This is a genomic window from Chryseobacterium sp. GP-SGM7, assembly GCF_049166575.1.
Classification (GTDB): domain Bacteria; phylum Bacteroidota; class Bacteroidia; order Flavobacteriales; family Weeksellaceae; genus Chryseobacterium.
The window spans coordinates 1,680,548-1,704,106 of record NZ_JBMHFF010000001.1; the positions used below are offsets into that span (position 1 = coordinate 1,680,548).

Below are 23,559 nucleotides of genomic sequence, written 5' to 3' on the forward strand. Positions count from 1 at the left end.
AACAATCATCAACTAATTTTTAGTTATATTTTGAAGCTAAATCTGTAGCAACCTGCTTAAGAACACCTGTAATATCGTTATCGATTTTTCCAGCTTTAAGAGCAGCCATAGTTTCAGGATGCTTAGATCTAAGGAAGTCGATATATTCTTTTTGGAATTCTTTTACTTTTTTGATAGGAACATTTCTCATTAAGTTCTCTGTACCTGCATAAATCATAGCAACCTGGCTATCAACAGGAAGTGGAGAATTTACCGGCTGCTTCAACAATTCTACGTTTCTTTCTCCTTTAGAAATAACCGCTAAAGTAGAAGCATCAAGATCAGAACCGAATTTAGCAAAAGCTTCCAGTTCTTTATACTGAGCCTGGTCAAGCTTCAATGTACCAGAAACTTTTTTCATTGATTTGATCTGAGCATTACCTCCAACACGAGATACAGAAATACCTACGTTGATTGCAGGACGAACTCCCGAGTTAAATAGATCTGATTCTAAGAAAATCTGTCCGTCTGTAATAGAGATTACATTCGTTGGAATATATGCAGAAACGTCACCTGCCTGAGTTTCGATAATCGGAAGTGCAGTTAAAGAACCACCACCTTTTACGATTGGTCTTAAAGACTCAGGTAGATCGTTCATTTGGCTTGCGATGTTGTCATCAGCGATAACTTTTGCAGCTCTTTCCAATAATCTTGAGTGAAGATAAAAAACGTCTCCCGGGTAAGCCTCACGTCCCGGTGGTCTTCTCAAAAGCAGAGAAAGCTCACGGTAAGCAACCGCTTGTTTAGATAAATCATCATAAACGATCAAAGCCGGTCTACCAGAATCTCTGAAGAATTCTCCGATAGAAGCACCTGCCATTGCAGAATAAACCTGCATAGGAACCGGATCTGAAGCATTAGCTGCAACAATTACTGTATAAGCTAAAGCACCTTTATCTGATAAAGTTTTTACAATCTGAGCTACTGTAGAAGCTTTCTGCCCGATTGCAACATATATACAATAAACTGGCTGACCAGCATCAAAAAATTCTTTTTGGTTGATAATTGTATCAATCGCAACAGTAGTTTTACCTGTCTGTCTGTCACCAATGATCAACTCTCTCTGACCTCTTCCTACAGGAATCATAGAGTCAATCGCAACGATACCTGTCTGTAAAGGCTCAGTTACCGGCTGTCTGTAGATAACTCCCGGAGCTTTTCTTTCCAATGGCATTTCGTATAAATCTCCTGTGATAGGACCTTTACCATCGATTGGGTTACCCAAAGTATCAACTACTCTACCTAGCATTCCTTCTCCTACTTTGATAGAAGAAATTCTGTTGGTTCTTTTTACAGTATCACCTTCTTTTACCAATTTACTTTCACCTAAAAGCGCAACACCTACGTTGTCTTCTTCTAAATTTAGTACAATACCTTCTACATCGCTAGCAAATTTTACCAACTCTCCGTATTGTACATTTTCTAACCCGTAAACACGAGCAATACCATCACCGATGGTAAGAACTGTACCCACTTCCTCAACATTAGATTGAGTATCAAAGTTGGCCAATTGCTGTTTTAAGATCGCAGATACTTCTGCTGGATTTATTTCTGCCATTGTATGGTTGTTTTTTTCTTAATTTAATTGAAAATCTTTTTTAATCTTATCCAATTTTGCTTTTACAGAAGCGTCAACTTGCTGATCACCTACTCTTAAAATATAACCTCCTAAAATTTCAGGTTTTACATTAACTTCAAGGTCGAAAGTTGCGCTTGAATTTACAAGATTGGTAGATCTTAGAATTTGCTCGATATTTTCATTCGAAAGTTGTGTTGCAGTCGTTAAAGTAATTCTTTGAACACCGTTGATGTCCTCCACTTTATTGATGAATTGCTGGGCAACATTTTTAAGCTGGCTTTCTCTTCCGTTTTTGATGATTAATCTGATTAAATTCTGAGCAACAGGCGAAAAGTTTTTAAAAATTTCATTTGCAATCTCAGTCTTTTTGTTAGCATCAACATAAGGTGTCAGGAAAAACTTGTTCAAATCCGCAGATTCAGACATAATCTTTACCACATCTTTCATTTCAGAAAAAACCGCTTCAGTCTGCCCGGATTCAGTTGTGAATTCCAGTAAACCTTGTGCGTATCTTTTAGCTACTTTAGATGTAAGCATTCTTAGTTAAGATTTGATTTGTTTAAATAATTCTGAACCAATTCGTTCTGAGCTTCAGTATTTTCAAGCTTTTGCTTCAGGATAGATTCTGCGATATTTACAGACAAAGTACCAATTTGAGATTTGATATCTGCCATTGCAGCATTTTTCTCAGCGTTGATCGTTTGTTTTGCAGCTTCGATTAATTTATCTCCTTCAGACTTCGCAGCTTCTTTAGCTTCAGCTACGATTCTTTCTTTTATTTCTCTTGCATCTTTTAAGATAGCATCTCTTTCGATTTTAGCCTCACGCATAATTCTTTCGTTATCCGCTTTAAGAGTTTCCATTTCTTTTTTAGCCAATTTAGCCTGATTAAGAGCATCCTGAATATTGTCTTCTCTTTCTTTTACAGCACTAAGGATAGGCTTCCAGGCAAATGCTTTAAGAAGAACTACCAATAATAAAAATACTATTGCTGTCCAGAATATGTTACCAATTGAAGGAGTTAATAATTCCATTTTATATCAATTATTTTTTTAGTTTGTTTTAACTTTTTTAAAAGAATTCTACAAACCAACCGTTTGTAGAATTCTGTTTGTTTACTATTCTTATTTACCTAGTAATGCTACTACGATACCGAATAGACCAGCACCTTCGATAAGAGCTGCTGCGATAATCATTGCAGTTTGGATTTTTCCTGATTGCTCTGGTTGTCTTGCAATACCTTCCATTGCGCTTCCACCAATTTTACCAATACCTAATCCAACTCCGATTACTGCTAAACCAGCTCCGATTGCTGCGATACTACCTGTCATAATATTATATTTAAAAAGTTATTTTTTTATTTAATTCTAAATTAATGATCGTGGTGAGGCTCTTCTACAGCCGACCCGATAAATAATGCTGTTAACATGGTAAAAATATAAGCCTGTAAAGCCGCTACCAATACTTCCAATACATAGATAAATAATGCTAAACCTAATGATACCGGAGTGATGAAGTAAGTTTTCATGATAAAGATCAAAGAAATCAAACTCATAATAATGATGTGTCCTGCCGTCATGTTAGCAAAAAGACGAATCATCAATGCAAAAGGTTTAGTGATAATTCCTAATAATTCTACAGGAATAAGGATAATGTAGATTAAAATTTTCCCACCGAATGGCATATTTTTTCCCAAAGGATCCAACATGTGCATCCAGTAAGTTTTTCTACCGCTTAAGTTAACAATCAATAATGTAAATACTGCAAGAACCATTGTAAAAGCAATGTTACCTGTTGTATTTGCAGAGCCAGGAAGCAATCCTAAAATATTCAACAGCCAGATGAATAAGAATAAAGTAACCAGATAAGGCACATATTTTCTGTATCTTACTGAACCGATGTTTTGTAAAGCAATATCATCTCTTACAAAAACAATCAGAGGCTCCATAAATTTTGCGATTCCTGTAGGAACCTGAGATTTTTTATAACTTGCCGCTGAAGCAAAACCAATAATTAATAAAATCACTGCAGCTAACAGCATCTGAGCAACAACTTTAGTAATTGAAAAATCTAAAGGCTCATTATTCGTCGGATGACCGTCGTGCATTTCTAAATCACCTGCAGCATTCGTAGAATAAATTTTATTGTGGTGTACTTTGTAGAAATTACCATCTACTTCAGCTACTTTTTCCTCTTCATGTCCGAATTTTTCAGAACTGAAAACTTTCAAGCCGTTATCCCAAAGAATTACAGGTAAAGAAATCCCTACAGAATTGTGACCTTCACCCCAAAGATGCCAATTGTGTGCATCAGCAATATGGTGCATAATAAATGGAACCGGATTGTAAACTTCATCCTTTGCAGCTTCCGCAGTACCTTCATGTGTTTCTGCAAAAGAGAAGCAGAAGACAAAAAGAGAAAGGGCAATTAACAGTTTTTTAAAACTCATGATCTAGACTTTTATTTCTAAAATTTTTGCAAAAATATAAATTTTTATTCGATTTTTAGCGATTCTTCAATTTTATATTACATGATATTAGTCTTGTTTTTTTACTAATTTTAAAATAAAAACAACTTCTATCAAAAGGTAAATCCAGTACAGAATAAAGTATGATACCACATTGAGTTTAAAATCTTCCTCAAACAGAGCAATATATCCTATTGCAAACATTTTAAAAACCACAAATCCAAGAAAAACAAATCCTATGATATTCTTTTTTTCAAGGGCGAAAACAATTAAAATTGTTAATAAACTGATGAGTGTAATAAAAAATATAAGAAAATGGATTTTATAATCAAGTACGACTAATTTTTTTTCTACCAATTGCCACTGTACAAAAAATAAAACAGCAGACATCAACAAAAACAACCCTAATCCTTTTAAAACAACAATCAACTTTTCCATTGGCTGCAAAACTATAAAAATTTATCAACACTAAGAGATGATATTTTTTAGTTAAAAATGATACCGTATTTTCAAAATTAAAAATTAGGCAAAGCTTTTAAAAGAGTCAAACTTTTTAAAATATTAATCACGCTAAGGTTATTAGATATAAAATTGTTATTTTTGCAATCCATAATATAGATATCATATGTTTAATAGTTTACAGGATAAATTAGACAAAGCCCTTCATAATATTTCCGGACGTGGAAAAATTACCGAAATCAACGTTGCGGAAACCGTAAAAGAGATTCGTAGAGCATTGGTAGATGCCGATGTTAACTATAAAGTAGCTAAAGATCTTACCAAAAGAGTTCAGGATAAAGCTTTGGGACAAAACGTTCTTACTTCACTTACTCCGGGACAGTTGATGACGAAAATCGTTCACGACGAATTGGTAGATTTGATGGGTGGTTCTCAGGAAGGAATCAATCTTTCAGGAAAACCTTCTGTGATTTTGATCGCCGGACTTCAGGGTTCCGGTAAAACAACTTTTTCAGGGAAATTAGCTAATTATTTAAAAACTAAAAGAACAAAAAAACCTTTATTGGTTGCGTGTGACGTCTATCGTCCAGCGGCAATTGATCAGTTGAAAGTTCTTGGCGGACAGATCGGAGTTCCGGTTTTCACGGAAGAAGGTTCTGTAGATCCTGCAAGTATTGCTAGAAATGCGATTGCTTTTGCTAAATCTAACGGTCATGATATTGTAATTGTAGATACCGCAGGTCGTTTGGCGATTGATGAGCAGATGATGAACGAGATTAAAGTTGTTCATACGACTATTCAACCTAATGAAACGCTTTTCGTAGTCGATTCAATGACAGGTCAGGATGCGGTGAATACTGCAAAAGCCTTCAATGATACTTTGAATTTCGACGGAGTTGTTTTAACGAAATTAGACGGTGATACCCGTGGTGGAGCTGCTTTAACGATTCGTTCGGTGGTTGAAAAGCCAATTAAATTTATTTCTACAGGGGAAAAAATGGAAGCTTTGGATCTTTTCTACCCGGAAAGGATGGCCGACAGAATCTTAGGAATGGGAGACGTTGTTTCCTTAGTAGAAAGAGCTCAGGAGCAGTTTGACGAAGAGGAAGCGAAAAAACTTCACAAAAAGATCGCTAAAAATGAATTTGGTTTTGATGATTTCTTAAAACAGATCAATCAGATCAAAAAAATGGGTAACATGAAAGACTTGATGGGAATGATTCCCGGAGTTGGAAAAGCCATTAAAGACGTTGAAATAAGCGATGATGCATTTAAACATATCGAAGCAATTATTCATTCTATGACGCCGGATGAGAGAAGAAAACCTTCTATTATCAATACTCAGAGAAAAAACAGAATCGCCAAAGGTGCAGGAAGAAAAATTGAAGACGTAAACGCATTAATGAAACAGTTTGACCAAATGGGAAAAATGATGAAGATGATGCAGGGTCCTCAAGGAAAGCAAATGATGCAGATGATGAGCAAAATGCCAAATATGCCCGGAATGGGCGGAATGTTCGGAAAATAGCGATTGTAAATAGCTATTTGCTTTTGGCTAATGGCTTTGAAATATACACAACTCTCAGAGAAAATCTGAGAGTTTTTTGTTTTACCATAAGACATCATAAGAAATAAAATTCAGTTTATTACGGGAAGAATGAAAAATGACTTTATATGTTTAGATTTTTTAAACATTCAAAAAAATCCCAAGAATGTTCTCAGGATTGATATGGATAGAAGTCTTATATACTATTTAGAGAAAACATATTTTACGCCGAGTGTCACAGATGATAATTTTAATCCTCCATCTACTCTGTTTACTTTTTGGGACTCTTCCAAATCAAGTTTATAAGATTTATACCCAAATTCACCTAAAGTTGCATCAATCGTCCAGTTTTTGGTGATAAAATAATCTAGTCCCGGCTTTACATTAATTCCAATAGAAGTATAATTTGCGCTGTAGGTAGATATATTTCCAATAATGTAAGTTCCATTGATCGGGCTTCCAAAAGGATTATAAGACTCATAGGATTCTCTTTTACCAAACTCAAGAGGAACTTCCAACTGGCCAAAAAAGTATAGTTTGTCTGAAAGAATCCAGTATTTTCTTACAAAAGGGCTTGCTACAAAAGCAGAATTTTTATCATCTCTCAAGTGATTCCAGTAGATATTTCCAATAGTCAAAATTTCCTGCTGAAACGTTTTTTGATGTGTGTAACCTACTCCAAGACCTACAGCTAAATTTTGTGCAACAAAGAAACCCGCAGTAGGAAGTATTTTAAAATTTTCATATTGAGAAGCACTATTCTCATTGCCTGATTTGGAATAAGCGGCCTGCCCAGACAAATAAACTGTTCCTTTAGAAATTTGTGCAGAACTGAGAGCTCCCATTAAAACGGTAAAGGTTAGTAGTATTTTTTTCATTGTATATTGAAATATTTAATTTTAATTGTAAAAAAATCCTGAGAAAATTTCTCAGGATTATATCAATCTATGTTTACTAATTATTTAGCAAAAACATATTTAACACCGATACCTACATTAGCAAGGTTTAAACCGAAGCTGTAGTTGTTTGTAGCATCACCGTTTTTTGGTTTGAAGTTGTTGTAACCGAATTCTCCGATTGTAGCTTCAATAGTCCAGTTTTTGTTTAAGAAATAATCTAAACCTGGTTTTACTGTTACTCCAACTGAAGTGTACTTAGCTTCTGAAGAAGTAGAAGTAGTAACTGTAGTTGTTCCGTTTGTAGATACAGAAGAAACTTCACCTTCAACTTTTCCAAACTGCATTGGTACTGCCAATTGACCGAAGAAATATAATTTGTCAGACAAAGTCCAGTATTTTCTTGCAAAAGGAGCAATTACGAATGCAGGATTTTTAACTTCTGTAGTATTTACTGTAGTAAATGCAGGATTTGTAACTGTAGAAATAACAGTGCTTTTTTGAGTCTGAAAACCAGCTCCTAAACCTACTGCGAAGTTTGGTGCTACGAAAAATCCAGCAGTTGGAAGTACATTAAAGTCTTCAACTTTAGAGTTTCCGTTATTAGTTTCTTCCTGGGAATAACCTACAGATCCTGATAAATATACAGTTCCTTTAGCAATTTGTGCATTAGATAAACCGAAAAGTGCAACAGCACTAGCTACTAATAATTTTTTCATTTTATAATAATTTTATACTTTCTTGGCTGCAAATTTATAAGGGTAATTTTCAATATTAAAATTTCTTAATGTGATTAATATCACCCATGAATATTATGTTTTATCATGTAGAAATCGCACATAAGAGATATAAATGTTATTTTTTCAAAAATTATCATAAAAAAACTCTGATTTTTCAATCAGAGTTCATTATTGTTGTTTAAGTATTTATTTCAAAAAGAAATTTACGCCTAAATTAATTGCACCAAAATTAGAATCAATTCTTCGGTCTCTTCTTTCCCAGTCTCCTCTTTCGCTACCAATATTTTGATAACCTAAATATAATTCTGCTTTAGGTAACTGAAAACCTACTTTTGGATATACGTAAAGACCGCTATCAATACCATCTTTAGTAGAAATAGCACCTCCCAGATCCAGACCTACAAAAAGCGGAAGACCATTAAATTTATATTTTCCTGATGCAGCCAAAGGAACAAAACCAAAGTCTTCCCATCTGTTTTTCCCGAAAAAATGCGAATATCCGGAAGCAATACCCACATCCAGACCTTTCATTACAGTCCACATATAAGCCGCATCAACTCCCAAAGTGAAAGATGAAACACTTGAAGCATCACCTACAGGAGCACCAATGTGACCTCCCAACTTAAATCCTGACTGAGCTTGTGCCACTCCACCAAACAATGCAAATGCACCTAGTAATAGTAATTTTTTCATTTTTAATAATTTAAAGTATGTTATTAACTCAAAGATTTTTCTTGTACAGCAAACACAATGCCGCAGGAATCTCAATTACACAAAAAAGCAAGACAAAAACTGCCTTGCTTTATAATCGTTTGATCTGTAATTTCTTAGTTTCCTCCGAATTTGAAACCCACACCTACTTGCAAAAAGCTGTTAGAAACCTTTCCATCACTTTTAGATAAATCAGAAACACCATAATTGTATCTTGCATCAAAGAACAAGCCATTTTCCAACATATATTCTGCACCTAAAAAAGGAGCAATGTTAAGAGTATTTACATCATTTTTAATATCTACATCATCATCTCCACTGATTTCAAGACCAGGAATACCAATACCAGCATCGATAACAGTTTTTTGTTTAGCTGATAAAATAACGCCAAAACTGGCTCCCAGAGCAACAGATAGATTTTCGGTAATAAAATATTTTGCAGAAACCGGAATTAATAAAGTTCCGAAAGTAAGTTTAGATTTTTCTCTAAAATAAAGCTGGCCATCACTTACATTGTAATCTTCTTTTCCTCCAAGTGGAGAATATAGTAATTCACCCTGAATACCAAATGTATCACTAAATTTATGCTCAACTAAACCACCAATGTAAAAAGTATGAGATGGATCTGTGCTTCTTGCTTCCAAATCATCCTGTGCTTCATCAACTTTTATTGTAGATAAAGAATAACCAGCTTTTACACCAAATCTAGTCTCCTGTGCTTTTACAGCAACGCCCATAATTGCAACAGATGCAATAAGTATTAGTTTTTTCATAATTAAAAGTTTTTTAACAAATTTTAAGATTCCAAATATATCACTTTTTGCAGAATTAAAAAATATTTTTAAAATTTGTTTAAACTTTTCTTAAATTATTGCTTATTACGCTTATCTTCTTCGTTGTAAGCCAGGATAATTTTCTTTACAACAGGATGTCTTACGACATCTTCTTCGTTTAAATATACAAATCCAATTTCTTTTACGTCTTTCAGGATTCTCATCGCTTCCTTCAAACCAGAATGTTGTTTTGGTGGCAAATCGATCTGGGTAGGATCTCCCGTAATGATAAACTTTGCATTCATCCCCATTCTCGTTAAAAACATTTTCATTTGAGCGTGAGTTGTATTTTGAGCTTCATCCAAAATTACAAAAGCATCATCCAGAGTTCTCCCTCTCATAAAAGCTAAAGGTGCTACTTCAATCACTTTCTTTTCCATAAAACCTTCCAGTTTCTCATGGGGAATCATATCTCGAAGTGCATCATATAAAGGCTGCAGATAAGGATCAAGCTTTTCTTTCAGATCTCCGGGTAAAAAGCCAAGACTTTCTCCGGCTTCAACGGCAGGTCTTGTCAAAACAATTCTTTTAACTTCTTTATCTCTCAAAGCACGCGCCGCCAAAGCTACACTTGTGTACGTTTTTCCCGTTCCGGCTGGTCCTATGGCAAAAACCATATCTTTTTTCTCACTCTCTTTTACGAGTTTTTTAAGATTGGTAGTTTTAGCTTTAATTATTTTTCCGTTTACACCTTTTACGATGATGTCCTGATCAAAAACCAGATGTTTTTCATTCTCATCTTTAAGGTTGAGGAAGTTTTCAATATCTTTTAATCCTATAGAATTATTCTTGGAAATGAATGAAACAATATCATCCAGCTTTTGTTTAAATATGTCTAAAGCCTCCTTATTTCCCATTGCAAAGACAAAATGGTCTCGCCCTGTAATTTTAAGCGTCGGAAAGCTTGATTTTATTAAATTGAAATATTGGTTATTAACACCATAGAAGTTTTTTGCATCAATACCTTCTAATTCATACGTTAGTTCAAACATGCAAATATTTTTATTTTAGATTTTAAATTTAAAAGTTTTTTTTCAATTTTAAGTCAAATTCTTTTCCACAATAGCTGTTTCTTTCCTTTTATTTTAGATAAATTTGCACTTCTATCAGATTTATTCATGTCAATTATTACCCTCACTTCAGATTTCGGACGATTAGACTACAGAGTTTCGGCTATGAAAGGAAAAATCCTGTCTTTAAATCCTGAAGTTAACAGTGTTGATATTACCCATGATATTCAGGCATATAACCTGATTCAGACGTCTTATATAGTGAGGAATGCCTACAAATATTTTCCGAAAGGAACGATACATATTGTTTCTGTAGACAGTTTTTTTCATAAATCAAGAAAAAATATTCTTTACAAAGCAGACGGACATTATTTTTTGGCAGCAGACAACGGACTTTTAAGTTTAATTTTTTTCGATATTAAACCAGAAGCCATCTACGAAATTACATTAAACAACCGTTTTGATGACATCGTAAGCTTCACTTCCACTGATGTTTTTGTTCCCGTTGCTGTTCATTTGGCAAATGGAGGTCTTCCGGAAGTGATCGGAAGGAAAATAGAATCCGCAAAACAGCTTTTATTCCCAAAACCCGTTTATAATGAGTCTGAAAAGATGATTATCGGGGAGGTAATGTACATTGATAATTTCGGAAACATAATCTCGAATATCAATAAAGATTCTTTTGAAACTTTGGTGAAAGGTTTTGAAAATTTTACCATCAAATTCAGGAATTTAAGTCTTTCAAAAATCTATTCCAGTCACACCGAAGTTGTAGCAGATTGGGAAAGAGAAACCGAATATCACGGGCAATCTGCAGCTATTTTCAACGATAGCGACCAATTGGAATTAACCATCTATAAAGGCAGCAAAAAAAACGGTGCCAAAACCCTTTTCGGACTGAATGTGGGAGAAAATATTTACATTGAATTTTTCTAAAATTATCTATTTCATAAAAAAACCGATTTTTTTTATATATTTGTCAAAATCTAAAATTTAAAAATGGCAGAATACAAATTATTGCTTCCTTCGATGGGTGAAGGCGTGATGGAAGCTACAGTTATCACCTGGTTATTCAATGAGGGTGATCAGGTAAAGGAAGATGATTCGGTAGTAGAAATTGCGACGGATAAGGTAGATTCAGATGTTCCGACACCAGTTTCAGGGAAAATTGTTAAAATCCTTAAACAGAAAGACGAAGTTGCAAAAGTAGGTGAAGCCATCGCTATTTTAGAAATTGAAGGAGAAGGCGGAAGTACAGCTTCAGAAGAAGTAAAAACTGAAACTTCAGTTCCCGATGCAGAAACAATCAAGGCAATTGAAGAGCCCTTGAACCCGACTGCAACCTCTCACGTAGAATTTTCAGGAGATCTTTACCTTTCCCCACTGGTAAAATCTATCGCTCAACAGGAAAATATTTCTGAATCTGAACTAAAAACCATTAAAGGAAACGGTTTAGAAGGAAGAATTACCAAAGAAGATATTTTAGCTCACGTTGCAAACAGAGGAAATCAGCCAGCTCAGCAAACTGCACCGGTACAAGAAGTGGCTTCAACTCCGATTCCAAAACCGGTTGCAGCTTCAACTCCGGCAACAACTATTTCGACTTCTGCAGGTGATGAAATCATCCCGATGGACAGAATGAGAAAAATTATCGCTGAAAACATGGTGAAAGCAAAACAAATTGCTCCTCACGTAACTTCTTTCATCGAAACCGACGTTACCAACGTTGTAAAATGGAGAGCGAAAAACAAGGATCTATTCGAAAAACGTGAAGGTGAAAAACTGACTTTCATGCCGATTTTCGTAAAAGCGATTGTAAAAGCGATTCAGGATTTCCCAATGATTAATGTTTCTATCAACGGTGAAAATATCATCAAGAAGAAAAACATTAATATTGGTATGGCAACTGCTTTACCAGACGGAAATCTTATTGTTCCTGTAATCAAAAATGCAGACCAGTTATCATTATCAGGTCTGGCAAAAGCAATCAACGATTTAGCTTACAGAGCAAGAAACAAAAAACTAAGACCGGAAGATACTCAAGGTGCTACTTATACCATTTCTAACGTAGGAAGTTTTGGAAATTTAATGGGAACTCCTATTATTCCTCAACCACAGGTTGCGATTATGGCGATTGGAGCGATTGTTAAAAAGCCTGCTGTTCTTGAAACGAAAGACGGTGATGTAATCGCAATCCGTCAGTTGATGTTCATGTCTCACTCTTACGACCACAGAGTTGTAGACGGTTCTTTGGGTGGAATGATGTTGAAACACGTTCATGATTACCTTCAGAATTGGGATATGAACACTGAAATATAAGTAATGAATAATTGGTAATGAGTAATATTGCCGATTCTAAAATAGAAACCTTCGAATTTTTTTCGGAGGTTTTTTTTATTGTTCTGACGTAAAATTTGTCATTCCAGAGGAATCTAAATAAACTTTGTTTTAATTTCTGATCTAATTACTCCTGAAATTATGTTTTATAATTAAATAATAACATCTATAATTATATAGATCGAAATTATCAAACATCATTAACCCCTGAAATTTTCATTTTAATAAAAAATAATCTATTTTTGAGTCATGCGCAGAATTTTGTCGTCACTTCGAAAAGGCTTAAAAAAATCCTTTGATAACATCCGAAACGAACAGCTGAAACACAATTTGCTTCAGGCAGTTCCTTTTTGGATTGGCTCCGTGATTACAGGTTTTTTTGCGGTGATGTATGCAAAAATATTCTCGTGGGGTGAAAGTCTGCTTCATTACATTCTGGAGTGGCACGATTGGATGATTTTCATTATTGCTCCAATTGGTTTCATTTTATCGTGGTGGTTGGTCAAAGAATTTGCCCCAAACGCAAAAGGAAGTGGAATTCCTCAGGTAATGGCAGCTGTAGAATTGGCAAATCCGAAAGAACATAAAAAAATCAGAAGTCTTTTAAGCTTAAAAATTATTGTTTTTAAAATTTTGTCTTCGGTTGTGTTAGTGATTGGCGGTGGAGCGGTTGGGCGGGAAGGTCCGACTATTCAGATTGCAGGCTCTATTTTCAGAAAAGTAAATGAGTATCTTCCCGAGTGGTGGCCAAAAATTTCCAAGAAAAATATGATTATGACAGGAGCTGCAGCAGGTTTGGCAGCTGCTTTTAATACGCCTTTAGGAGGAATTGTATTTGCAGTTGAAGAACTTTCTAAAACGCATATTAATTATTTTAAAACAGCTCTTTTCACAGCGGTAATTATTGCGGGTTTAACGGCGCAGACTTTAGCTGGTTCTTATTTATATTTAGCTTATCCCAAAACCAATGATGTTTCTTTAATGGTGATGTTTCCAATCGTTTTAGTAGCGGGAATTTCTGGAATTTTAGCCAGTCAGCTTTCAGTAATTATGCTTAAAATGAATAGCTGGAAGAAAAGAAACTTAAAAACAGACAGAGCCAATGTTTTATTTTTAATTGTTTGTGCATTAATTATCGCTTGTATTTCATTTTTTATAAGCCGTGAAATTTTAGGTTCGGGAAAAGAAATCATCGAACGTGTACTTTTCACCCGAGATAAACATGAAGATTGGTATATTCCGATCTTAAGAATGTTGGGTCCTGCCCTATCTTTTACTTCGGGTGGTTCAGGAGGAATTTTTGCACCTGCTTTAACAGCCGGAGCAAGTATAGGTTCAGTTATTTCAGGAATTATACATCTCACTCCAAATGAAACTAATGTAGTTATTTTAGGAGGAATGGTCGCTTTTCTTACAGGAATTACAAGAGCCCCGTTTACCTCTGCAATCATTGTTTTAGAAATGACCGACAGACATTCTTTAATTTTTCATTTAATGTTGGCAGGAATGGTTTCTTCCTTATTTTCAATATTAGTAAGCAGACATTCTTTATATGATGTTTTGAAAATGAATTTCTTAACAGAGATTAGAAAAGATTAAAATTTACTTAAAAAAGACCTTATAATATTCACTTAAATTGGAATTTTCGGTTATTTTTTGTTATCTTGTAGGGAATTACAAAAAAAATCTATTATGAAAAGACAATTACTCAACGTATTACTGTTAGCAATTCCTGTATTTGGTTACAGTCAGATATTTCAGGAGAATTTTGATGGTGTCGGCCCGGGAATTTCAGCATGGACTGTTATTGATGCAGACGGATTAACTCCGGCAGCAAGCGTAGATTTTATAACCAATGGCTGGAATCGGATTAACAGGCAAGGAACTGAAGGTAACTTTGGCGGCCCTGCCGGAAACTATGCAGCTATGAGCACCTCATGGTACAGTCCTGCCGGAACTTCAAATGATTGGTTAATTTCGCCAACAGTAGCTGTCTCCGGAACTTCGCCTACTTTATATTGGGATGCAAAATCACAGGATGCTACTTATCTTGATGGTTATAAAGTAATGCTTTCACCGAACGGAGGCAATACGATTGCAGATTTTACTGTAGAACTGTATAATAATACAGGAGAAAATTCTACATGGACAAGCAGAGCTGTAAGTCTTACTCCATACATTGGACAAAATGTACGATTTGCTTTCGTAAACAACAGCAATGATAAATTTTTGCTGTTGGTAGATAATATTAAAGTAGATTATACCTATACTGCACCACCACCAAGTTACTGCGGTCCGCTATTCTTTGGAGACAGCTTTTTTGGAGATGATGGTGACGAACCTATCACTTTAGTGAATTTTGCAGGGATTAATAATGCTACTGATGACGAAGAATATGTAGGTAATTCTCATGAATTCTTTTTGAATCAGACAGCAACAGTCACTCAGGGACAATCTTATAACATTACATTAAAAGGGAATACTGCCGGAAATTACACAAACTATTTCTCTGTTTTTATTGATTGGAATCAAAACGGGGTACTTAATGATCCTGGAGAAGTTTATGAAGTAACTCAAACAATTACAAATTCCACAGGGTTAGATGCGATACAGGCTATACATTCAATTGCAGTGCCTGCAACAGCACTTCCCGGAAATACCCGAATGAGAGTGAAAAAAGTTTTTGATGACACCAATTTACTTAATCCTTGCTTAGGTGATGATTACGGACAGGCTGAAGATTACACGGTAAATGTTTTAGATGCACAATTAGCCGTAAATGAAGCGATAAAGAAAAATTCATCTTTAAAAATTTACCCAAATCCTGTCTCTGATATTTTAAATATTAATTCGGATTCAAAAATTAAATCAGTAAAAATCTATGATTTAAGTGGTAAAAATGTTTTAGAAACTGAAAAATCCAACGTTAATGTTTCAGGATTATCATCAGGAACATATATTGTAACTGCACAGACAGAAAATGGTCTGCAGTCTGCAAAAATAATTAAGAAATAATTTTTCTTAAATCGAATTTATTTAAAGACCTGTCTCGGCAGGTCTTTATTCATTTAAAATAATCCTTAACTATATTGCATATTATAAATATAATTCATAATTTTGCACCTCGAAATAATTAACAAATTCATTTAACATTATGAACAATTACGAAACTGTTTTCATTTTAACTCCCGTTCTATCTGAGGCTCAGGTGGAGGAAGCAGTGACCAAGTATGTAGATCTTTTGAAAGAAAAGAACTGTGAAATTGTCACTAGAGAAAATTGGGGATTAAAAAAATTAGCTTATCCTATTCAACTTAAAAAGAACGGATTTTACACTTTAATCGAATTTAAAGGTGAAGGTACTGTAGTTGCTGATTTAGAATTAGCATTCAAACGTGACGAAAGAGTAATTCGTTACCTTACTACAAAACTAGACAAGCACGCTGTAGAATACGCTGTAACTAGAAGAACTAAAATCAAGGCTTCAAGAGCTTAATTATTTATTAACCCAAATTAAAAAAAGACAAAGACATGGCAATAGATGATATGGCTAAACAAGCCTCTGCTGGAGGAGAATCTGAAGTAAAATTCCTTACACCACTTGATATCAATACAAAAACTGATAAAAAGTACTGTAGATTCAAAAAATTCGGAATTAAGCACGTTGATTACAAAGATGCTGACTTCTTATTACAATTCGTAAACGAGCAAGGTAAAATTTTACCTAGAAGATATACCGGAACTTCTTTGAAATACCAAAGAAAAGTTTCTTCTGCGATCAAAAGAGCTAGACACTTAGCTTTGATGCCTTACGTAGCTGACTTATTAAAGTAAAAATTTGCAATTAGCCATTAGCTTATAGCTTTTGGCTTTTTGTTGCTGAATAAATATTAATTCTAACTTAATTTAGATTAATAGATTTCAGATTTTAGATTTCAGACTTAATGTCTAATGTCTAGCATCTAATATCTAATATCTAGATCCTAAAAAAGGACAACAACAATGAACATTATTCTTAAAAAAGACGTAGAAAACTTAGGTCTTGAATTCGACACAGTAAATGTAAAACCAGGTTATGCAAGAAACTTCTTGTTACCTCAAGGTTACGCTCTTTTAGCTACTCCTAAAAACGTTGCAGCTCTTGAAGCTACTTTGGAAGCCAGAAAAGAAGAAGAAGCTAAATTAATCGCTACAGCAAACGGTGTAGTAGATCAATTGAAAAAAACTTCTATTACAATCCCTGCAAAAGTAGGCTCTGGTGACAAATTATTCGGATCTATCAACAATGCAGATCTTTCTGCTGCTCTTGCTAAAGCTGGAGTTTCTGTTGACAAGAAATATATCAAAATCCCAGGAAACACGATTAAGAGAACTGGTAAAGTAACTGCAAACGTAAGATTACACAGAAATGTAGAATACAATTTTGAATTCGACATCGTATCTGACGCACCGGTAGAAGCTCCAAAACCAGCTGCTCCTAAAGCTAAAGTTGTAGAAGAAACTCCTTCTGAAGAAGCTTAAGACTTACTGAGATTTTTCTCAAAAATATAAACCACTTCGTAAGAGGTGGTTTTTTGTTTTAAACCTTATTTAGGCAAAAGAATTGCTATAACTCTTCAAATTTTATATATGGAAATTCAGGAAATTGTAGCAAAGCAAAAAGAGTTTTTTAAGACTCAGCAAACTAAGAATCTCAGATTCAGAAAAATGTATCTTGAAAAGCTTCGGGATTTGATTTTAAAAAACGAAAACCTTTTGTATGAAGCAATTGATAAAGATTTTGGAAAGTCTAAATTTGACACTTTTACCACAGAAATTTCCTTTATTTTAAATGATATTAAATATTACCTTAAAAATTTAAATTCATTTGTAAAACCTAAAAAAGTAAGCACCAACCTGGTTAATCAATTTGGGAAAAGCAGAATCTATTCTGAACCTTTAGGAAATATTTTGGTCATCGGAGCATGGAATTATCCTTATCAATTATCACTCTCTCCTATCATTGCAGCTTTAGCAGCCGGAAACTGCTGCATTTTAAAACCAAGCGAAATCGCCGGAAACACAATGAAAATAATGGCTAAAATTATCAACGAAAATTTCCCTCCTGAATATTTGTATGCTTACGAGGGCGGAATTGATGAAACCACCGAACTTTTAAAACTGAAATTCGATAAGATATTTTTCACCGGAAGTACGGCAATTGGAAAAATAGTTTACAAAGCTGCTGCTGAAAATCTAACACCCGTTACATTAGAATTAGGTGGAAAATCCCCTTCCATCATTACAAAAGATGCCAATCTTGAAGTTGCCGCCAAAAGAATCGTTTGGGGGAAATTCATCAATGCCGGACAAACCTGCGTTGCACCTGATTATTTATTGGTAGAAGAATCAATTCAGGAACAGTTTCTGGAAATGCTCAGAAAATACATTCAGGAGTTTAAATATGAGCAAGATTCCGATCATTATACGAGAATTATCAATCAAAAGAATTTTGAACGTCTCATAAAATTGATTAATAAAGATAAAATTTATTTCGGAGGAAATTTTAAAGCAGCAAATCTATTCATAGAGCCTACTATTTTAACAAATATCAATTGGAATGATGAAGTAATGCAGGAAGAGATTTTCGGACCGATTTTGCCTGTTATTTCTTTTACTAATTTTAATATTACTTTAAACGAAATTTTAGAACACGAAAAACCGTTAGCTGCTTATTTATTCACTAATAATTCTGAAGAAAAAGAAAATTTCATTCAAAAATTATCATTTGGCGGAGGTTGTATCAATGATGTAATGATGCATTTAGGAAATGAGAATCTTCCATTCGGAGGAGTTGGAAATTCAGGAATAGGAAATTACCATGGAAAATTTGGTTTTGAGACTTTTTCTCACCAAAAAGCTGTTTTAGAAAGAGCAACCTGGGGTGAACCTAATCTAAAATATCCGCCGTACTCTGAGAAAAAATTTAGCTGGATTAAAAGTTTTATGTAAAATAAAAAAACCGGGAAGATTTTCCCGGTTTACATTTTTAAGATTTTGATGGAGCCCATTTGTTAAAAAACGCTCTTGTTTTGTCTAAGCTATATCCTTTTCCTTCTTCCAAAACATCACTTTGCTGTATATGAATCATTTTTCCATTACCATCCAAAACAATGAAAACAGGGTAACCAAATCGATCACCCGGATTTCCGTACTGAGAAAAAACTTTTTCATTCTTATTGTCGGGAGAATAATTTAGATGGTAATAAATATAGTTTTTATCAACCATTTTCTTCAGTTCCGGAGTAGTCTGCACATATTGATTAAATCTTAAACACCAGATACACCAGTTTCCACCCGCCTGAATCATTACATTTTTACCTTCTTTTTTTGCTTTTGCAACCAGGTTTTGAATATCTTTCTCTGCATCGGCTTTCGGATCGTAAGGTTTTGGCAATTTTGCCTTTTCTTCTGCCGCAGCTTTTTTCTTTGCTTCCAGTTCTGCAGCATCACTTTTTACCAACAGTGCTTTATCATCAGAATTTTTCACCTTTATTGGTTTATTTGTAGTCTGCGCCCAGGCAAAAGTACCAAACGCAAAAAGAACTACTAACGACATTTTTTTCATACTTTAAAAATAAAAATAATCTTTATGATCAGCAAAAATGAAACCATATTTTTTTTATCACTAAATTTGCATACTTTATGAATTTTTTAATCAAAATACTTTTCCTGGTTTCTAAACTTCCGCTAAAAATATTATATATTTTTTCGGACATCATCTTTTTTCTGAACTACTATTTTGTAGGCTACAGAAAGAAAATCATTACTCAGAATTTAACGAATTCTTTTCCTGAAAAGTCGGATGAAGAAATCGCAGAAATCAGAAAGAAATTCTATCTGAATTTTTCAGATTATTTGGCTGAAACGGTAAAATCTTTCAGTATTTCAGAGAATGAAACTCGTGTGAGAATGCAACACATTAATCAGCATTTGTTTCATGAAGCAAAAGCTGAAGGAAAAAACATTATTCTGATGGCGGGTCACGTTTTCAATTGGGAATGGATGAACGCTTTAGCAACATTAACTCCACAAAAAAATTCTCATCCGGTTTATCGCAAGGTAAACAGTAATTTCTGGGAAGATCAGATGAAAAAAGTCCGAAATAAATTTGGCAATGAGGCATTGGAGGCAAATGAAGTAATTTTGAATATTTTCAGAAATCAGAATGATGGAGAATCTATTTATATGTTTGTCGCAGATCAAACTCCGCATATTGCTCATGTCAATTATGGTTTGAAATTTTTAAATCAGAGAACTCCTGCTTTTATCGGTTACGATAAACTGGCAACCAGGATGGATTTGATTTTCATTTACTGTGAAATGAAAAAAGTAAAAAGAGGTTTTTATCAGGTGAATTATCACAGAATTTATCCCGAAGGTGAAAAGTTTGTGAAAAATGAGGTGGTAAGAAAATTCCATCAAATGCTTGAAAATACCATTAGAAAAAATCCTGATAATTATCTTTGGTCACACAGAAAATGGAAATATCAGGATTCTATAAAAACTTATGACGGCGAATAAATGACAGAAAATTCTAAAAACCTTGCGGTTGTTATCTTAAACTGGAACGGCAAAAGCTGGCTACAAAAATTTCTACCGGGCGTTATACAGTTTTCTGAAGAAGCTGAAATTTACGTCATTGACAATAGCTCAACAGATGATTCTATTGAAGTTCTGAAAAGAAAATTTCCTTCTGTAAAAATCATTATCAATGATAAAAATTATGGTTTTGCAGGAGGTTATAATGAAGGTTTAAAAAAGATAAATGCTGAATATTATTGCCTTTTAAATTCTGATGTCGAAGTTACAGAAAACTGGATTAAACCTGTTTTAAATTTATTTGTAAAAGATTCTTCAATTGCAGCCATTCAGCCTAAAATTTTATCTTTTAATAATAGAGATTATTTTGAATTTGCAGGTGCTGCAGGTGGTTTTATTGATAATTTAGGTTATCCTTATTGCCGGGGAAGAGTTTTTGATGATCTAGAAAAAGATAAAGGACAATATAACGATGAAACGAAGATTTTCTGGGCTTCAGGTTGTTGTTTTTTTATTCGCTCTAAAGATTTTTGGGAGCAGAAGGGTTTCGACGAAAGATTTTTTGCACATCAGGAAGAAATCGACCTTTGCTGGAGATTAATTAATTCGGGAAAGAAAGTATTCTATACCGGAAAATCTAGAGTGTACCATGTTGGCGGCGGAACTTTGAATAAGCAAAGCGCTCAGAAAACATTTCTAAACATCAGAAATAATTTTTCTATGTTATTGAAAAATTTACCTTTCCCAAAATTAATTGGGATCATATTTCTCAGATTGTGTTTAGACGGAGCTGCTTCATTTTATTTTGCCTATAAGAATGGTTTATCTCATTTTTGGGCAGTTTTAAGAGGGCATTTCGGATTTTATGCTCAAATTCCGGAAACTTTAAAGCGCCGTCAACAATATCAGAAATCAGACTACTACCAAACAAAATGGCTTATCTTCAAGCATTTTTTAGGAGGAAAATAATTAATAATTCAAAACTTATAACTGAAAAAATGGATTTCTGTGCATTAGATTTCGAAACTGCTACTCACGAAAGAAATTCTGCGTGTGAACTGGGAATTTGTATTGTTCAGGATTCTAAAATTGTAGAGACAAAAACCTGGTTGATAAAACCGCCTAGCTTCCCTTATTTTCATCCTAGAAACATTGATGTACATGGGATTTTACCAAGTGATGTGAAAGACGCTCCTACTTTTGCAGACATTTGGTATGAAGTACAAGATATGATGTACGGAACTTTGATGATTGCTCACAACGCAAGTTTTGATGCCGGAGTTTTGAGAGGATGTCTGGAATATTATGGAATGTTTACCCCTAAAATGAATTATTTATGCAGTATTCAGTTAGCCAAAAAATCATGGAATTATCTTCCTAAATATGGCTTAAAACATTTGGCAGAATATCACGATATTAAATTTAAGCATCACAGAGCGGGAGATGATGCAGAAGTTTGTGCAAAAATATCACTTCTAGCTTTTGAAAAATTATTTATTACAAACAATGATGAAGTTTCTGATTGCATGAAAAAGAAAATTAAAGTCTTGTAATTTATCAAAGATAAATCATATTTTCACAGATTTTGGAAATATATTCTTTGTGCGAAACTTTTAACGAATAAGTTTAATTACTTAAAACTTCTGACAATAAATTAAATTTTGGAATATCAATCTCGAATTGTTCTTTCGTATCTGAGTTTTCAACCAAATATTTTCCGCTCATATTTCCAACTCCTGAACGAAGCATTACGTTCGAAAAATAGGCAAAATTATCCCCAGATTCCACATCCGGAGTCAATCCTATAACACCATCACCAACAACTTCTGTAAACCCGAATCCTACATCAAAAATAAGCCATTTTCTTTTAAGAATTTTTATTGAGAAATCACCATCGTTTTCTATGACGATATTATATTTAAAAACGTATCGGTTTTCTGAAGGATAACTGTTCTTGCTATCATATTCAGGAACTACCGAAACTTTGATATTTGAAGTAATTTTAGAGAACATTTTCATTCAATTTAAATTAACAGATACAAAAATCTCGCCTTTTTTAGGAGGCGAGATTCTATATGATATTATAAAAGTAATTAATTATAATCCAAGACCTTTTCTTTCATCTCCACCCAATAGAATTTCTACCGGATTGTCGATACCTTCTTTTACCGCAACCAAGAATCCTACAGACTCTTTACCATCGATAATTCTGTGATCATAAGACATGGCAACGTACATCATCGGACGAATTACAACCTGTCCGTCAACCGCAACCGGTCTTTGGATAATGTTATGCATTCCTAAGATTGCAGATTGAGGTGGGTTAATAATCGGAGTTGATAACATTGATCCGAAAGTACCACCGTTTGTAATGGTGAAAGTACCTCCAGTCATTTCGTCAACGGTAATTTTTCCGTCTCTCACTTTGATTGCCAAATCTTTAATATTAGCTTCAACACTGCTGAAAGACATATTTTCTGCATTTCTCAAAACCGGAACCATCAATCCTTTAGGACCTGAAACCGCAATTGAAATATCGCAGAAATCGTAATTAATTTTAAAATCTCCGTCGATTGAAGCATTTACGTCAGGATACATTTGTAATGCTCTTGTCACTGCTTTTGTGAAGAAAGACATGAAACCAAGTCCTACCCCATGTTTTTGAGCAAATTCGTCTTTATATTGCTTTCTTAATCTGAAAATTTCAGACATATCAACTTCGTTGAAAGTCGTCAACATCGCCGTTTCATTCTTTACAGAAACCAATCTCTGAGCGATTTTTCTTCTAAGCACTGAAAGTTTAGTTGTAGTTGTAGATCTTGCACCTGTAGCAGAAAGAGAGCTTCCACCCATTGCAGGTTTAGCAGCCAACTCAGCGTCAGTTTTAGAGATTCTACCGTCTCTTCCAGAACCTGAAACCTGTGAAGCTTCAATTCCTTTTTCATCAAGAATTTTCTTTGCAGCAGGAGATGGAGTTCCAGTAGCATAAGATTGTGCAGCAACCGGAGCTGGTTTTGGAGCTTCCGCTTTTGCAGGCTCAGCAGCTTTTGGCGCTTCTTCATGTTTTGGAGCTTCAGCAGCAGGAGCAGAGCCACCTGCAGGTTTTGCAGCATCCATATCAATTAAACAGACAACCTGACCTACTTGTACAACTTCACCTTCTTCTGCTTTCAAAGTAATAACACCACTTTGTTCTGCAGGCAATTCAAGAGTTGCTTTATCTGAATCTACTTCAGCGATAGGTTGATCTTTTTCTACATAATCACCATCTTTTACAAGCCAAGTTGCAATTTCAACTTCTGTAATTGATTCTCCCGGTGAAGGAACTTTCATTTCTAAAATTGACATATCGTATTTTTTA

General features: G+C 34.4%; 26 protein-coding genes. 12 read left to right on the forward strand and 14 right to left on the reverse strand.

Annotation, left to right across the window (positions count from 1 at the left end):
* Positions 1–19: 19 nt before the first annotated feature.
* The 6 genes from atpA to ACOOWA_RS07520 all read right to left on the reverse strand — a co-directional run bounded on the left by atpA (position 20) and on the right by ACOOWA_RS07520 (position 4,532).
* Positions 20–1,597: a F0F1 ATP synthase subunit alpha gene (atpA, locus tag ACOOWA_RS07495; protein ID WP_421374285.1), complete on the reverse strand. Its 1,578-nt coding sequence runs from the start codon at positions 1,595–1,597 to the stop codon at positions 20–22.
* 18 nt (positions 1,598–1,615) lie between these two features.
* A complete protein-coding gene (gene atpH, locus ACOOWA_RS07500; RefSeq protein WP_267264718.1) occupies positions 1,616–2,155 on the reverse strand; it encodes an ATP synthase F1 subunit delta in 540 nt (179 codons plus the stop codon).
* A 2-nt stretch (positions 2,156–2,157) separates the two neighbouring features.
* Positions 2,158–2,652, reverse strand: coding sequence for a F0F1 ATP synthase subunit B (locus tag ACOOWA_RS07505; RefSeq protein ID WP_421374286.1), 495 nt, complete (start codon positions 2,650–2,652; stop codon positions 2,158–2,160).
* A 90-nt stretch (positions 2,653–2,742) separates the two neighbouring features.
* Positions 2,743–2,949 (reverse strand): ATP synthase F0 subunit C, encoded by a 207-nt coding sequence (gene atpE / locus ACOOWA_RS07510; protein WP_066676872.1) that lies wholly within the window; start codon positions 2,947–2,949, stop codon positions 2,743–2,745.
* A 41-nt stretch (positions 2,950–2,990) separates the two neighbouring features.
* The gene (atpB, locus tag ACOOWA_RS07515; protein ID WP_421374287.1) at positions 2,991–4,067 is read right to left on the reverse strand and encodes a F0F1 ATP synthase subunit A; all 1,077 of its coding nucleotides are present in this window, start codon (positions 4,065–4,067) and stop codon (positions 2,991–2,993) included.
* Between the two features lie 87 nt (positions 4,068–4,154).
* Entirely contained in the window at positions 4,155–4,532 is a 378-nt protein-coding gene (locus ACOOWA_RS07520; RefSeq protein ID WP_421374288.1) for a hypothetical protein, read from the reverse strand.
* A gap of 178 nt (positions 4,533–4,710) precedes the next feature.
* Here ACOOWA_RS07520 and ffh point away from each other — a divergent pair, with 178 nt between their 5' ends.
* On the forward strand, positions 4,711–6,072 hold the full coding sequence (gene ffh / locus ACOOWA_RS07525) for a signal recognition particle protein (RefSeq protein WP_421374290.1): 1,362 nt from the start codon (positions 4,711–4,713) through the stop codon (positions 6,070–6,072).
* Between the two features lie 221 nt (positions 6,073–6,293).
* Here the strand turns inward: ffh and ACOOWA_RS07530 are convergent, their stop codons facing one another.
* From ACOOWA_RS07530 to ACOOWA_RS07550, 5 genes are all read right to left on the reverse strand, one after another.
* Positions 6,294–6,968: an outer membrane protein gene (locus ACOOWA_RS07530; RefSeq protein ID WP_421374292.1), complete on the reverse strand. Its 675-nt coding sequence runs from the start codon at positions 6,966–6,968 to the stop codon at positions 6,294–6,296.
* Between the two features lie 80 nt (positions 6,969–7,048).
* Positions 7,049–7,705, reverse strand: a complete 657-nt coding sequence (locus tag ACOOWA_RS07535) for an outer membrane beta-barrel protein (RefSeq protein WP_421374293.1) — start codon at positions 7,703–7,705, stop codon at positions 7,049–7,051.
* A 207-nt stretch (positions 7,706–7,912) separates the two neighbouring features.
* Entirely contained in the window at positions 7,913–8,419 is a 507-nt protein-coding gene (locus tag ACOOWA_RS07540; RefSeq protein WP_421374295.1) for a hypothetical protein, read from the reverse strand.
* A 134-nt stretch (positions 8,420–8,553) separates the two neighbouring features.
* The gene (locus ACOOWA_RS07545) at positions 8,554–9,210 is read right to left on the reverse strand and encodes a porin family protein (RefSeq protein WP_421374297.1); all 657 of its coding nucleotides are present in this window, start codon (positions 9,208–9,210) and stop codon (positions 8,554–8,556) included.
* 95 nt (positions 9,211–9,305) lie between these two features.
* Positions 9,306–10,262, reverse strand: a complete 957-nt coding sequence (locus ACOOWA_RS07550; protein WP_421374298.1) for a PhoH family protein — start codon at positions 10,260–10,262, stop codon at positions 9,306–9,308.
* 126 nt (positions 10,263–10,388) lie between these two features.
* Here ACOOWA_RS07550 and ACOOWA_RS07555 point away from each other — a divergent pair, with 126 nt between their 5' ends.
* The 8 genes from ACOOWA_RS07555 (at position 10,389) to ACOOWA_RS07590 (ending at position 18,608) form a co-directional block, all read left to right on the forward strand.
* Positions 10,389–11,216: an SAM hydrolase/SAM-dependent halogenase family protein gene (locus tag ACOOWA_RS07555; protein WP_421374299.1), complete on the forward strand. Its 828-nt coding sequence runs from the start codon at positions 10,389–10,391 to the stop codon at positions 11,214–11,216.
* A gap of 63 nt (positions 11,217–11,279) precedes the next feature.
* Positions 11,280–12,599, forward strand: a complete 1,320-nt coding sequence (locus ACOOWA_RS07560; RefSeq protein ID WP_421374300.1) for a dihydrolipoamide acetyltransferase family protein — start codon at positions 11,280–11,282, stop codon at positions 12,597–12,599.
* Positions 12,600–12,866: 267 nt separating this feature from the next.
* Positions 12,867–14,216, forward strand: a complete 1,350-nt coding sequence (locus ACOOWA_RS07565; RefSeq protein ID WP_421374302.1) for a chloride channel protein — start codon at positions 12,867–12,869, stop codon at positions 14,214–14,216.
* Between the two features lie 93 nt (positions 14,217–14,309).
* Entirely contained in the window at positions 14,310–15,632 is a 1,323-nt protein-coding gene (locus ACOOWA_RS07570; protein WP_421374303.1) for a choice-of-anchor J domain-containing protein, read from the forward strand.
* A gap of 139 nt (positions 15,633–15,771) precedes the next feature.
* Positions 15,772–16,113, forward strand: a complete 342-nt coding sequence (gene rpsF / locus ACOOWA_RS07575) for a 30S ribosomal protein S6 (RefSeq protein WP_267264699.1) — start codon at positions 15,772–15,774, stop codon at positions 16,111–16,113.
* Positions 16,114–16,148: 35 nt separating this feature from the next.
* Positions 16,149–16,451 carry a 30S ribosomal protein S18 gene (gene rpsR, locus ACOOWA_RS07580; protein WP_074229140.1) on the forward strand — a complete coding sequence of 101 codons (303 nt, stop codon included), beginning with the start codon at positions 16,149–16,151 and terminating at the stop codon, positions 16,449–16,451.
* Positions 16,452–16,619: 168 nt separating this feature from the next.
* Complete coding sequence (rplI, locus tag ACOOWA_RS07585) at positions 16,620–17,138, forward strand: 50S ribosomal protein L9 (protein ID WP_421374305.1); 519 nt, start codon at positions 16,620–16,622, stop codon at positions 17,136–17,138.
* 45 nt (positions 17,139–17,183) lie between these two features.
* Positions 17,184–18,608, forward strand: coding sequence for an aldehyde dehydrogenase (locus tag ACOOWA_RS07590; protein WP_421374307.1), 1,425 nt, complete (start codon positions 17,184–17,186; stop codon positions 18,606–18,608).
* A gap of 37 nt (positions 18,609–18,645) precedes the next feature.
* Here ACOOWA_RS07590 and ACOOWA_RS07595 read toward each other — a convergent pair whose 3' ends face one another.
* Positions 18,646–19,215, reverse strand: a complete 570-nt coding sequence (locus tag ACOOWA_RS07595; protein ID WP_421374309.1) for a thioredoxin family protein — start codon at positions 19,213–19,215, stop codon at positions 18,646–18,648.
* Positions 19,216–19,301: 86 nt separating this feature from the next.
* On the opposite strand from ACOOWA_RS07595, the gene ACOOWA_RS07600 reads away from it, so the two are divergent.
* From ACOOWA_RS07600 to ACOOWA_RS07610, 3 genes are read left to right on the forward strand one after another with little or no spacing between them, the layout of a single operon-like run.
* Positions 19,302–20,180, forward strand: coding sequence for a lysophospholipid acyltransferase family protein (locus ACOOWA_RS07600; RefSeq protein WP_421374311.1), 879 nt, complete (start codon positions 19,302–19,304; stop codon positions 20,178–20,180).
* Complete coding sequence (locus ACOOWA_RS07605; protein WP_421374312.1) at positions 20,181–21,167, forward strand: glycosyltransferase family 2 protein; 987 nt, start codon at positions 20,181–20,183, stop codon at positions 21,165–21,167.
* 29 nt (positions 21,168–21,196) lie between these two features.
* Entirely contained in the window at positions 21,197–21,751 is a 555-nt protein-coding gene (locus ACOOWA_RS07610; RefSeq protein ID WP_421374313.1) for a 3'-5' exonuclease, read from the forward strand.
* A 73-nt stretch (positions 21,752–21,824) separates the two neighbouring features.
* On the opposite strand, the gene apaG is transcribed toward ACOOWA_RS07610, so the two are convergent.
* Positions 21,825–22,211 (reverse strand): Co2+/Mg2+ efflux protein ApaG, encoded by a 387-nt coding sequence (gene apaG, locus ACOOWA_RS07615; RefSeq protein ID WP_421374314.1) that lies wholly within the window; start codon positions 22,209–22,211, stop codon positions 21,825–21,827.
* An 84-nt stretch (positions 22,212–22,295) separates the two neighbouring features.
* Positions 22,296–23,546 (reverse strand): 2-oxoglutarate dehydrogenase complex dihydrolipoyllysine-residue succinyltransferase, encoded by a 1,251-nt coding sequence (gene odhB, locus ACOOWA_RS07620; RefSeq protein ID WP_421374315.1) that lies wholly within the window; start codon positions 23,544–23,546, stop codon positions 22,296–22,298.
* Between the last annotated feature and the right edge of the window lie 13 nt (positions 23,547–23,559).